This window comes from Psychrobacter sp. ANT206 (genome assembly GCF_056880555.1).
The window spans coordinates 249,694-262,142 of record NZ_CP096271.1 but is presented as its reverse complement, the minus strand read 5'-3'; the positions used below and the strand labels follow the sequence as shown (position 1 = coordinate 262,142).

Below are 12,449 nucleotides of genomic sequence, written 5' to 3'. Positions count from 1 at the left end.
TGTTATTTGCTTTTTACTATTAACCTTCTGGATTGGGCTTGATACCGGCTTGGGCCATCAAGCCATCTGGACTAAAGACACCTTCATACACAAACGCAGTTGGTCCGGTCATCATGACCGAATAGCCGGGCTGCCATTTGATCACCATGCTGCCGCCATAGAGCTGAGCACGCACGTCTTCGCCTTCGTCAAGCCAGCCTTCACGTATGCCGATGACAACGGCTGCACAAGCGCCGGTACCACAGGCTTGCGTCTCACCGACACCGCGCTCATACACTCGCAGACGAATATGACGTTGGTTCATTATTTGCATAAAACCGACATTGACGCGTTCTGGAAACGCCGGATGCGATTCGATGGCTTTACCTAAGGTTTCAACGTCGGCATCAAGCACATCAGCAACTTTTATCACCGCATGCGGGTTGCCCATATTGGCAACATAAAGCTGCACAGGCGTACCATTCACGTCCAGATGATAGGCATTTTGAATTTTGGTGGTGGCTCTTGGGGTAAATGGAATCTCGCTTGGCTCAAACTTGGGCTTACCCATATCAACCTCTACCCAGCCATAACGATCGGTCGTCAGCGAAATAATGCCGCTTGCGGTCTCAACACGCAGGCGCTGCTTAAAAGATAATTTGCGCGCTTGCACAAAACGGGCAAAACAGCGGGCGCCATTGCCGCATTGTTCAACCTCTGTGCCATCCGTATTAAAAATACGATAACTAAAATCAACGTCGGGGCGCATCGGTGGCTCAACGACGAGCAACTGATCAAAACCAATACCTAAATGACGATCACCCAATAATTGCACCAAATCCTTGGTCAAGTCCAAACGCTGAGTCACCAAATCGATGACCATAAAGTCATTGCCCAGCCCGTGCATCTTAGTAAATTCTATTAGCATATCCCTGATACCCTATCCTATTTTTATGTATGTCTTATATTAGCACGCTGTCAGTTACAATCATAACTATCACCGTTATCAAATGCCAAGTTACATTCATCTTTGAATATTCATGTATTCGATCAAAATTTGCCATAAAAAAACCCACTAGCATTATGATAATGGGTTAGCTTTTTGAGATACTTGATATGGCTTAGCAGTTAGCTTTGCCACAATATTTCGTCTGCATATAGCGCCTCAACGGTTTCACGTTTGCGAATCAGCTGATGGCGCTCATCAGCTATCATAACTTCACTAGCTCGCGGGCGTGAATTATAGTTGCTGCTCATGGTAAAGCCATAAGCACCAGCGCCTGTGATTGCCAAGATGTCACCGGTAGTGAGCGACAATAAACGGTCTTTCGCCAAAAAATCACCCGTTTCACAGATAGCGCCAACGATATCCCACGGCTGTGTACCTTCCGTGTCAATACCATTATTAGGCAAGACACTTGGAATCACTGCCATTTCAGCTTGATATAAAGCAGGACGAATCAAATCGTTCATCGCCGCATCGACAATGGCAAAGTTCTTATGCTCGGTGGGTTTTAGTACGTCAACTTGCATCAATAAAATACCTGCATTTGCCACGATACTACGACCCGGCTCAAAGAATACCGTCAAGCCAAGCTCGCTAAGTTTTGGCAATAAAGCATTGGCAAATTCATCGATAGACACAGGCGTCTCATCGATATAACGCACACCCAGACCACCACCCAAATCGATATGACGCAGCTCAATACCTGCTTTACGTAAGCTATGTACCAGCTCAATCACTTTGTCCAATGCCGCAACGAATGGCGCAACTTCAGTCAACTGCGAGCCGATATGACAGTCAATACCAACGATATCGATATGAGACAATTTGGCGGCTTGTTGATAAACGACCAGCGCATCCTCGTGAGCAATACCGAATTTATTGTCTTTGAGACCTGTTGAAATATACGGATGGGTTTTGGCATCTACATCAGGATTGACACGTAGTGATATCGGCGCTGATTTATCAAGCTGCGCGGCAACTTCATTAATTAGAGTCAGCTCGCTAATCGACTCAACATTAAAGCAACCAATACCTTGGTTAAGCGCATATTCAATATCGCTATAGGTTTTGCCGACGCCTGAGAATACCACACGTGCAGCTTTGCCGCCTGCTGCCAATACCCGCATTAGCTCGCCACGTGAAACGATATCAAACCCTGCGCCTGCTTGCGCCAATACGCCAAGTACCGCAAGGTTTGAGTTTGCTTTTACCGCATAGCAAATCTGGTGAGTTAAGCTGGCAAAGCTATCGGTATAAGCTTGATAGACATCCAAAATGGCTTGCTTTGAGTACACATAACAAGGCGTACCATAGTGTTTAACCACTTCATCAATACTGACCTGTTCCATATACAGTGCACCGTCGCGATAATCTAGCGCGGGTAAATGGGCGGTTAAGGCTTCAGGATTGATGTACAGGCCTTGCTCAGTTTGGGTCGTGACTGACTGACTCATATAAATATCTCTAATATAATCAAGGTAACAATAAAGTATTGGGCTTGCTCAAAAATCGTTTGAACATTTACATTTTAATAATCCATGATTACTTATTAGTAATCGTTAGGATCGTTACTCGGTTCAGGCAGCTGAAAACTCTCTGTATTTTGTTGGTCGCTGTCAATCTTAGCAAAGGCGGTATCTTGTGGATTACTGCCACTATCTAATATTGCCGTGCTATCTCGCACTGCTTTACTACCAGCGTCTACAAGGTATAAATCGCCTTTTTGTCCGCAGCCAACCAACAAGGCCGCTGAGGCTATCGTGATCGACGTACCAAGCATGATGTTATACATACTATAGCGAGTGGCGCTGCCCACTGTCTGAGAGTGCTTGGGTTTTGAGGTATATCGTGTCGTAAACATAGGATAGATAACCTGTAATCTTGCAACGGTGTACGCGATAAAAATCACTATCAGCGAAAACAACCAAGGCTGCAATAGGGAAAATAGGAAGATTTTTTAATCATAGCATTATTCTATAAAGCTGTGCGCCTATAGAATATGTTTGCGTAGTAAATTTGCTGAAATGTAGTGATAGAGAATCCAATATAAATATAAAACAATCTTATTGATCTAAAGCTAGACAAACTTACTTACAATTTTTATAAAGGTAAATTTTTACTTATTTTATCTAATAAGCCCTCACTGTCTTCGGTGCACACCTGTAACCATCAATCGAGAACTGGCTGATTAAAGCCTTAGAGTTATCGTGGTGTCACTGCCAAAATATGATACATTATAGTCAACCCTTGTAGCTATAAGGCAACGCTAGCAGGCGTTTGCTTTACATTGAACCTCTGTTAGACATAGTGATGGCTCAAGCATAACGAAAATCAGCGCGATGATGGTTTATGTTTCCAAACCGTGCAACCTATACCAGCACCAATATCGCTGGTTTTCGTTTATTCAACAGGTGATCGTCAAGATGCGGCACCTTTTATAAAAGACAATCTAAGGATAGAGTATGAGCGCTGGCGTAAGCACCACTTTTGATGACAAACATTCTGAAGCATCGACCCTGACCAATCCTACTTTAGTATTGAACTGCGGCTCCTCTTCAATCAAATACGCCTTAATTAGTGAGGATGAAGGTACTCGTATCACAGGTCTTGCCGAAAACTTAGGTCTCGATACTGCCCGTATTAAACACACCACATTAAATGGTGAAAAGTTAGAAATTGCAATCGCTGGTGGTCGTCATGAACTTGCCTTACAGAAAATCCTTGAGCTACTTGAGCAGTATCACTTTATTGCTGTTGGGCATCGAGTGGTACATGGCGGTCGTGAGTACTCAGAAGCGGTGCGTGTCGATGCGCATGTGTTAGCAGAAGTCAAACGTCTAAAAGTCCTCGCCCCATTACACAATCCGGCAAACGCACTAGGTATCGAAGCTGTACAAGCAATCTATCCTGATATTCCGCAAGTGGTGGTATTTGATACTGCCTTCCATCAGACCATGCCACCTGTTGCTTTCCGCTATCCGCTACCAAAGGCACTCTATTCAGAACACAAAATTCGTCGTTATGGCTTCCATGGTACCTCGCATGCTTATGTATCAGAACGCGCCAGCCACATTACCAGCGCAACAGGACCACATGGTTGGTTAACTGCGCATTTGGGCAACGGCTGTTCAGCAACGGCTGTCTACGACGGCAAAAGCCTTGATACCAGTATGGGTCTGACCCCGCTTGAAGGTCTTATGATGGGTACGCGTAGTGGTGATGTTGACCCAAGCTTACATATTCATCTCAAGCGCCAACTTGGTATGAGCTTAGAAGAAATCGATAAAATGCTCAATAGCGAAAGTGGTTTACTTGGTATTTCAGGCTTATCGAATGACTTGCGTACCATTGAGCAAGCCGCTAATGAAGGTCATGAAGACGCAAAGCTGGCTATCGAGATGTTCTGCTATCGTGTTGGTAAATACCTTGCCAGCTTAAGCTGCGCGCTCCCTAACTTCACCGGTATTGTCTTCACCGGTGGTATCGGCGAAAACTCTGTGACCACGCGGACGCGTATTTTAGAAGTCATGCGTCATTTTGGCATCAAAGTAGATGCTGATAAGAACGCTGGCTTGGTCGGTGGCAATGAAGGCAGTTTCCATGCTGACGATAGCAGTATTGAGCTGTGGGTTGTCCCAACTGATGAAGAATGCCGTATCGCTCAAGAAACTCGTGCAGCCTTGGGTCTAAAATAAAACTAGGTCTATAATAAGACTCATATGCCTGCGATAAGAATCACAAGTTGATTCTTATACGCTCAAGGATGACAATCTCTCTAAAAATATAATAAACAGTAGGATACATTATGCAAACTATTTTACTTGTACCTATCAGCCGCGGTATCGGTGTGACGTCAGCGGCGTTAGGCTTGATTCGTGCTTTCGATTATAACGGTATCAAAGCGGGTTTTATGAAGCCGTTTTTACAAGACGATACGCTGGATAAGCAAAACAGTCTAGACAGCTCAAGCGCATTAGCCATGCATGCCTTTGGACTAAAGCCACCCAAATCGATTAGCCGTCAACATGTTGAGCGTATGATTGGTGATGACAATCTTGATGACTTAATGGAAGAAGTGGTTGTTAACTACCATACTCTTGGTGATGATTACGATGTGGTGATTTGCGAAGGCTTAGTACCGACGACTGAAACTTCTTATGCCTCACAGATCAACCGTGCGATTGCTCATGCACTCGATGCCCGAATCATCTTTGTTAGCACCGCTGATACCAGTAAACCTGCCTATTTGGCCGATAAGCTTGATGTCCATGCACGTGAATTTGGTGGTATGGCAAGTGATCGTACGCTTGGCTGTATCTTGATGCGGATGCATGACTTGCCGAATACGCAAAGCACCTTAGAAAATCAAATCGTTGCCCCTGGTGAAGCGATTGTGAGCTTGGATAGCGGCTTTATCCAAGAAGTACAACGCTTATCGCCGCATTTTAATACCGAACAATTCCGCTTAATTGGTGTCGTACCATTTAGTGACTCATTATCCGTGCCGCGTACGTGGGATATCGCTGCTGAACTTGATGGTACTTGGCTCAACGTTGGTGAGGCAAAATCGCGCCGTATCAATCGCATCAGCTTGACCGCACGCTCAATTGCACGTGTCGATGAAGTGTTCAAACGTGGTACGCTTATCGTGGTGCCGGGCGACCGTGACGATTTACTCTTGGCAGCGGGTCTTGCCTGTATCAATGGTATTCCGCTAGCAGGATTGGTATTGACTGGCGGCGTTGTCCCTAGTCCAACCGTCGCTGAGCTTTGGCAATCTGCACTCAAAACGGGTATCCCTGTGATGAGTGTCGAAGATGACAGCTTTGAGACGGTACAGAGTCTATTACACATGAGTGCTGAGATTCCAAGTGATGATACTGAACGCGCTGAAGAAGTGGCGCGCTATGTCGCGGCGCATCTAGATCTTAGCTGGATTAAAGCGTATTTTAGCCAAAATCATGAGCCACGCTTGTCACCTTCTGCTTTTCGTCATCAAGTGGTCAAAAAAGCGCAAATCGCCAAAAAACGTATCGTGCTGCCAGAAGGCTCTGAACCGCGTACGGTCGAAGCTGCCTGTATTTGTCAAAGCCGCGGTATTGCCAACTGTGTGCTACTCGCTAAGCGTGTTGATGTTGAACAAGTCGCCAAAAACCGCGACTTGGTATTACCTGAAGGGCTTGAAATCATCGACCCTGACAGCTTAGATATGAGCAAATATATCGCCGCTGTAGTCGAGCGTCGCAAAGGTAAAACCAGCGCAGAAGTGGCTGCTGAATATCTGCAAGATACCGTTTATTTAGGTACGACCATGCTACAGATGGACGAAGTTGATGGTCTGGTCTCTGGGGCGATTCATACCACGGCGAATACTGTCCGCCCAGCGTTTCAGTTGATTAAAACGGCACCGGAGTATTCACTTGTATCGTCAGTCTTCTTTATGCTGTTGCCTGAGCAAGTGGTTGTCTACGGTGACTGCGCCATTAATCCTGATCCAAATGCAGAAGAATTGGCTGAGATTGCCATTCAGTCTGCGCAGTCTGCTGCCGCCTTTGGCATCGATCCAAAAGTGGCAATGATTAGCTACTCTACGGGCTCGTCAGGCACTGGCGCTGATGTCGAAAAAGTCGCCCGTGCGACCCAAATCGTCCGTGAACGTGCGCCGAATCTAAAAGTCGACGGACCGCTACAGTATGACGCGGCTTCTGTCATGAGCGTCGGCAAGCAAAAAGCGCCGGATTCGCCTGTTGCTGGGCAAGCAAACGTCTTTATTTTCCCAGACCTAAACACCGGTAACACGACTTATAAAGCGGTACAACGTAGCGCCAATGTGGTCAGTGTTGGACCGATGTTGCAAGGCTTAAATAAACCAGTCAATGACTTGTCACGTGGTGCCTTGGTCGATGATATTATTTATACCATCGCACTCACAGCCATCCAAGCACATAGCGACGTTATTTAAACATCTAAAGCTTCATTCAAAACACGTATTATTGAGCCGATTATCATAATGATGGTCGGCTTTTTTATGGCTTTTAAACGGTATAATTAAGCATAATAAAATCGATACTCGGGATAAGTAAATAATCACATGCTATAGTCGATTTAAAATAAATCAACTACAACGCTCATCTGCATGAGTTTTTACTCACTCATTTATGTCAAATACTTCTAATAGTTATCAAAGCCAAAATACTAAGTCTGCCATCCGTGCTTATTTGGGCGGCTCATTTGATCCTGTGCATCAGGGTCATTTACAAATGGCGATGACCGTTTATCAAAGTTTGCTACCAATAGCACAGCAGCAACAGCGCGAACTGTACGTATCGTTGCTGCCTAATGCGCGCTCGCCTTTTAAAGAAGATAGCACCGATCCTAAGCATCGTCTGGCGATGCTAAAGCTGGCAACGCAACAGTCGCCCTTATACATTAACGAGCTTGAGCTGTGGCAAGCACCGCCTGTCTATACTATCGATAGTGTGCAGACACTGCGCACACGCTACCCGCATGACAGTCTGATATTTGTCATGGGGATGGACAGCGCGCGTAGTTTAGAACACTGGAAAAATGGGCTGCAACTAACTGATTATGTCAGTCTATGGGTATTTGACCGTGAAGAAAATTTTGATAGCGATATAGATATTGATATCAAAATTGATAAAAACTTCTCTAAGACTGAGTTGCACCACTCTCTAACATCCCAACTTCCAAAACTGCTACAACCTTTAACAATCGATTCTATAACTGAATTATTAGCCGCTAACCCTCAATCTTTAACAAACAGCTTTTGCGTAAAAAATAGCCATCAAGGTCATATTTATATCGACCCGCGCCCTGTGACAGCAATATCAAGCACACACATACGTCAGCAGCTTTATCAACAACTGCCGCAAGCACCTCAATCATTAAATATAACGCACAGCACTGACATGCAAATTGCATCTTTACAACCAATAAATGATATCATAGGCAATACTGCACCCAATTCATTAGCTAAATGGCTAAATCCTGCTGTTTATCAATATATTATCGCCCATCAGCTATATTCTGCTGCTCAATTCCGTTAAAATCGCCTTATACTTTTAATTTTGCCCACTTTGATCATTTTTCCTCAAAAAACGTCTGCCCCTATTTGGCTCGTTAGAGAATGCATTGTGACGATTTACCATTTTATTTTTAATATTTACGATTCAAGAGATTAAAATTTATGACCAACACCATGACTGACGAACGTTTACAAGAATGTTTGACCCTTGTTCAAACCGCGCTAGACGATATGAAAGCTAAGAACATCACCGTAATGGATGTAGCAGCATTGACAGACGTAATGGAGCGTATCATCATCGCTGACGGTACCTCAAAGCGCCATGTACGTGCAATGGCTGATAGTGTCGGCGCTGAAGCCAAACTGGGTGGCTTTATGCCACTAGGTCGTGAAGGCGGTATCGATTCTGACTGGACATTGATTGATTTGGGCGCTGTTGTCGTTCATATGATGACGCCACAAGCCCGTGAGTTCTATGACCTAGAAGGTCTATGGTCATCGCCTGAACAATTGGCTGAGCTGGTTGCTGTGCCGCGTGAGAAGAAAACAGCCGGTCGTCGCAATAAAAATAAATAATCTTATTTTTTGCCAAAGCTGCTTAAGAAAAAGACCAGATATCTATTCTGGTCTTTTTTTGTCTAAAATTTAATGTGCTAATAAAATTCAAAATATTGCTAAATTTTAAACGGCTGAATTCTTACCATTAGATGAATGATTAAGCTAAGATAATACGCATTATTAATACCAATATCGATATAACCTCTTCCCTAATAAATCCCTACAGATTAGGAAAACCTATGAACTTAGAACCTATGAACATACAACCTATAAACTCAAAAACGATAGCATCTTCTAGCCAAAAAAATACTGCTGACTTTAACCAAACCTTGCCGCTCCATATCGCTACCCTCATCTGCGTCCGTGCTGGCAAAGCCATGCCATTTACCCGTGAAGAAATGAGCGCCATCGATAAAGCACCAATCAAAGCGCCCGTCGCTGTCAACTGTATGGGTCTCACAACTGATGAGCAAGCCGATAGACGTCATCATGGTGGCCCACTAAAAGCGGTACATCAACTAGCGACGGCGACTTATGACAAGATTAATGCAGAGTTTGGCTTGAAAGTGCATGTTGGCACATTAGGTGAAAACCTCACTACAGAAGCAGTAAATGGTTTGCCAGAAATGACGGAAGCGACGGTTTGTATTGGTGACGTTTTTCAGTATGGTCAAGATGAAAGCATTGATGGGAATGGTGGCGACAGCGTGCAATTACGCATTGTCCAGCCGCGCCGTCCCTGCTACAAAATCAATGACCAAATCGGATATTTTACCAAAGTGCCAAATATTGCGTCTTGGGTCAGCAAACAAGGCATCGCTGGTTGGTATTTTCAAGTCGTTCGTGATGGCATTATTAGCGCTGATTTACCGGTATATTTAATCGAACGCCCCTATCCTTTTGCGACACTTGAGAAACTGTGGCAGTTGTCAAACTCAAAAGAGACATTTGCAGCAGAAGTCATTGAACCTTGGCTTGCGATTGAGTGTTTGGAAGAGAGCTGGAAGAAGGTTTTGGCAAAGAAGATTAAAAAGGGTTAGCATTTCATGGCAAAAAATATCTTTTTAGCATTAGCATATGCCTTAACGCTGCCTTTAATTGGCTGCATGACCACTAATAACACCCAAATAGCGAATACTGAACCCTTCGTTATTGATAGCGAAACCTATCAAGCCACTGGCAAAAGCGAGCGGATTAAATCCATCGTCCTGCACTATACCGTCTCAGATAATGCCAGATCTATAAAAACACTGACCACCGGTAACGTCAGCGCCCACTATCTAATTTTGGATAATAACGATAATAAAATTTATAACTTAGTGCCCGAAGGCGAACGCGCGTGGCATGCTGGCGCGGGCGGTTTTGCCGGTAGAACGATACTCAACGATACCTCTATCGGCATCGAGATTGTCAATGCAGGCATTAAGCCTAAATATCGAGATGCCTTAAAAAACGGCGCGCTCGACTATCATCCTTATGAGCACTATGTCGAATTTAATGAGTTGCAGATTAAGAAAGTGGCGCAGCTGGTGCAAGACTTGGCAAAAAGATATAATATCTCAGCAAAGAATATCATCGGTCATGCCGATATGGCACCCTCGCGTAAGATTGACCCCGGGGCGAAATTCCCTTGGCAGCGATTGCATTTCGATTACGGCATCGGCGCTTGGTATGATGAATTTGATAAGCAATTCTTTATGAATCAAGACGTGCTTGCAGCAGCAACGATACCCGAGATTAAGCAAGCGTTTCGCGATTACGGTTATCAAATCAATAACAGCGATGAATGGGATAAAGCCAGTCGCAATGTCGTGTATGCCTTTCAATTGCATTTCAGACCGCAGCAGCCAACGGGCGTGCTGGATTTAGAAACTTATGCTATTTTAAAGGCACTCAATAAGAAGTATGCTGGTCGTGATGACTTTTATTAATGGATAAAAAATATTAGGAGACATAAGCCATGAGCAACTCACAATACAACGAGCAAAATGAGCAAGACGAGCTGCAGAAATATCTAGAAGAAAAAGCCAAACAAGAGCAAGAAAAAGAGCAGGAAGCTGAGCCGCTCTCTGCATATGAAGCTTGTGTACTAAAAGAAAGCGCTAGAATTCATGAGTTGATTGCTGAGGCTCAGAAAGAAGGTAAAGAACATTCAGATGATGAGTAGTTTTTATGTAAATATCGTTTATGCAGTATTAAAGGCTTCGATTAATAATTGCTCAAATGAAAAATATGGCTTGGATTTGTAGTTAACTTATACTTGATAAACTTAGCTTGAACTCTAAAACTGGTTTATACTTAAAATTTATAATCAGTTTATTCTAATACTTACGTAAAAACTTTTGAAGAGATATTGAATGTGGAACATACAAGGAGTAATACCACCAATTGCTATTGGCGAAGAGGGTCATAGTCCTAAGCGTTCTCCGTATCCTATTAGCATTAACGAGTTTGTACAGAGCTTTGCCTTTTCAACTGAACGAATCGAAATACTTATTGGTTTCTTAGAATATAGGAAAGCTATATACTCATCTGGTATCGAAACAGGTTTTCAGTGGGTAAACGGAAGTTTTGTTGAAAATATAGAATCAATTGCTGAGCGCGCTCCAAACGATCTTGATGTAGTAACTTTTAGCAACTTATATCAAACTATACCTGATTATCTCGATTGGACTAAAAGGAATAATAATTTAGTTGACAATCCGATAGCTAAAAGTCAATACAAAGTTGATTCTTACTGGGTTGACATGGATTTAGGCTTTAACGAAGCAAGTATCAAAAGATGTACTTATTGGTACAGTATGTGGTCTCATCAAAGAGATACTAATATCTGGAAAGGTTTCTTTGTTATTCCTTTATCTCCTAGTGAAGATATTGAAGCTATCAAGTATCTTTCTGAATTAAATATAGAGTCTAATCATGCGTGAAAATGACTATAACAAGTTACTTGCTGAAAAAAGTACACTTGAAAGCTTGATTGAAGAAACACCACCTTATGCTATTGTCGATAGGATGAGCCTAGAGTCACGTTTAAAGAGTGTTAAAGCTGCAATTAGTAAAGTCGATACTCGCAGATTGGTAAAAAAGACTATTTTTACATTCAGGGGTAAACCAGTTCATAAAAGCTACGGTATTACAGCTGAGTTTTCTGGTAAGGCTATTGATAGCCTAAATAATATGATTGCTAGTGTAGTTGCTAGTTTGAATAATAATTTACGTTTTTCAGGACCCATACCAAATAGAGAGCAGCATCAATTATTAATAACAGGTACTGCTACAGGCTCATTTGGATTTGAACTAGAATTACCAGAACCTGATTACGACTTACTAGCAGGACGGAACGGAACGGAAGAAGCTATTGATGATATACAAAAGCTCCTACAATATGGTATTGATGGCACAGACGAGCAAATTAGCGATGTAATTAATGAGATACATCCAAGAGCTGTTCGTAAAGTGTATGACTTTCTTGAGTTAATGTTCCGTAGCGAAGCTTTGTTTGCAATGGAATTTAATAAAAACTTAACACGCATTGATTCCCAAGAAGTTTTAAAGAAACTCATTACACGCCTTTCAGAAGAAAATATCAATGAATTTATCGAAGAGTATAAGGGTCAATTTCAAGGAGTTCTACCTAACTCTAGAACCTTTGAGTTTATGGAGTATTCTGATAAAACTTTGATAAAAGGTAAGATAGATCATACATTTGAAGACCCTGACGTAATAAACCGTGATTATTTACATAAATCGGTCACAGTTGAGTTTAAGGTCGTACAATTTGGACAAGCCAAACCTAAATATACTTTGAAAGACATCAAGAAAATTAACTAATCATTTCATGACACCATTAGAAAATCTTAT

General features: G+C 42.9%; 12 protein-coding genes. 9 read left to right on the top strand and 3 right to left on the bottom strand.

Annotated elements, in window-relative coordinates; all coding sequences use genetic code 11:
* Positions 1-19: 19 nt before the first annotated feature.
* The 3 genes from dapF to lptM all read right to left on the bottom strand — a co-directional run bounded on the left by dapF (position 20) and on the right by lptM (position 2,846).
* Entirely contained in the window at positions 20-907 is an 888-nt protein-coding gene (gene dapF / locus M0221_RS01120; protein ID WP_483284103.1) for a diaminopimelate epimerase, read from the bottom strand.
* 200 nt (positions 908-1,107) lie between these two features.
* Positions 1,108-2,439 carry a diaminopimelate decarboxylase gene (gene lysA, locus M0221_RS01115; RefSeq protein ID WP_483284102.1) on the bottom strand — a complete coding sequence of 444 codons (1,332 nt, stop codon included), beginning with the start codon at positions 2,437-2,439 and terminating at the stop codon, positions 1,108-1,110.
* A 95-nt stretch (positions 2,440-2,534) separates the two neighbouring features.
* On the bottom strand, positions 2,535-2,846 hold the full coding sequence (lptM, locus tag M0221_RS01110; RefSeq protein ID WP_483284101.1) for an LPS translocon maturation chaperone LptM: 312 nt from the start codon (positions 2,844-2,846) through the stop codon (positions 2,535-2,537).
* A 601-nt stretch (positions 2,847-3,447) separates the two neighbouring features.
* Between lptM and M0221_RS01105 the strand changes: the two genes are divergently transcribed.
* The 9 genes from M0221_RS01105 to M0221_RS01065 all read left to right on the top strand — a co-directional run bounded on the left by M0221_RS01105 (position 3,448) and on the right by M0221_RS01065 (position 12,419).
* Positions 3,448-4,680: an acetate/propionate family kinase gene (locus M0221_RS01105; RefSeq protein ID WP_333954656.1), complete on the top strand. Its 1,233-nt coding sequence runs from the start codon at positions 3,448-3,450 to the stop codon at positions 4,678-4,680.
* 110 nt (positions 4,681-4,790) lie between these two features.
* Positions 4,791-6,947, top strand: coding sequence for a phosphate acetyltransferase (gene pta, locus M0221_RS01100; protein ID WP_483284100.1), 2,157 nt, complete (start codon positions 4,791-4,793; stop codon positions 6,945-6,947).
* A gap of 196 nt (positions 6,948-7,143) precedes the next feature.
* Complete coding sequence (locus tag M0221_RS01095) at positions 7,144-8,052, top strand: adenylyltransferase/cytidyltransferase family protein (RefSeq protein WP_133103871.1); 909 nt, start codon at positions 7,144-7,146, stop codon at positions 8,050-8,052.
* Positions 8,053-8,192: 140 nt separating this feature from the next.
* Entirely contained in the window at positions 8,193-8,606 is a 414-nt protein-coding gene (rsfS, locus tag M0221_RS01090) for a ribosome silencing factor (RefSeq protein WP_011512587.1), read from the top strand.
* 221 nt (positions 8,607-8,827) lie between these two features.
* Positions 8,828-9,628: an MOSC domain-containing protein gene (locus M0221_RS01085; RefSeq protein WP_133103872.1), complete on the top strand. Its 801-nt coding sequence runs from the start codon at positions 8,828-8,830 to the stop codon at positions 9,626-9,628.
* 6 nt (positions 9,629-9,634) lie between these two features.
* A complete protein-coding gene (locus M0221_RS01080; RefSeq protein ID WP_483284099.1) occupies positions 9,635-10,519 on the top strand; it encodes an N-acetylmuramoyl-L-alanine amidase in 885 nt (294 codons plus the stop codon).
* 29 nt (positions 10,520-10,548) lie between these two features.
* Positions 10,549-10,755, top strand: coding sequence for a hypothetical protein (locus M0221_RS01075; RefSeq protein ID WP_483284098.1), 207 nt, complete (start codon positions 10,549-10,551; stop codon positions 10,753-10,755).
* 190 nt (positions 10,756-10,945) lie between these two features.
* Positions 10,946-11,515, top strand: coding sequence for a DUF6932 family protein (locus M0221_RS01070; RefSeq protein ID WP_483284097.1), 570 nt, complete (start codon positions 10,946-10,948; stop codon positions 11,513-11,515).
* Positions 11,508-12,419 carry a hypothetical protein gene (locus tag M0221_RS01065; protein ID WP_483284096.1) on the top strand — a complete coding sequence of 304 codons (912 nt, stop codon included), beginning with the start codon at positions 11,508-11,510 and terminating at the stop codon, positions 12,417-12,419. Before M0221_RS01070 ends, M0221_RS01065 begins: the two co-directional genes overlap by 8 nt.
* Positions 12,420-12,449 lie beyond the last annotated feature (30 nt).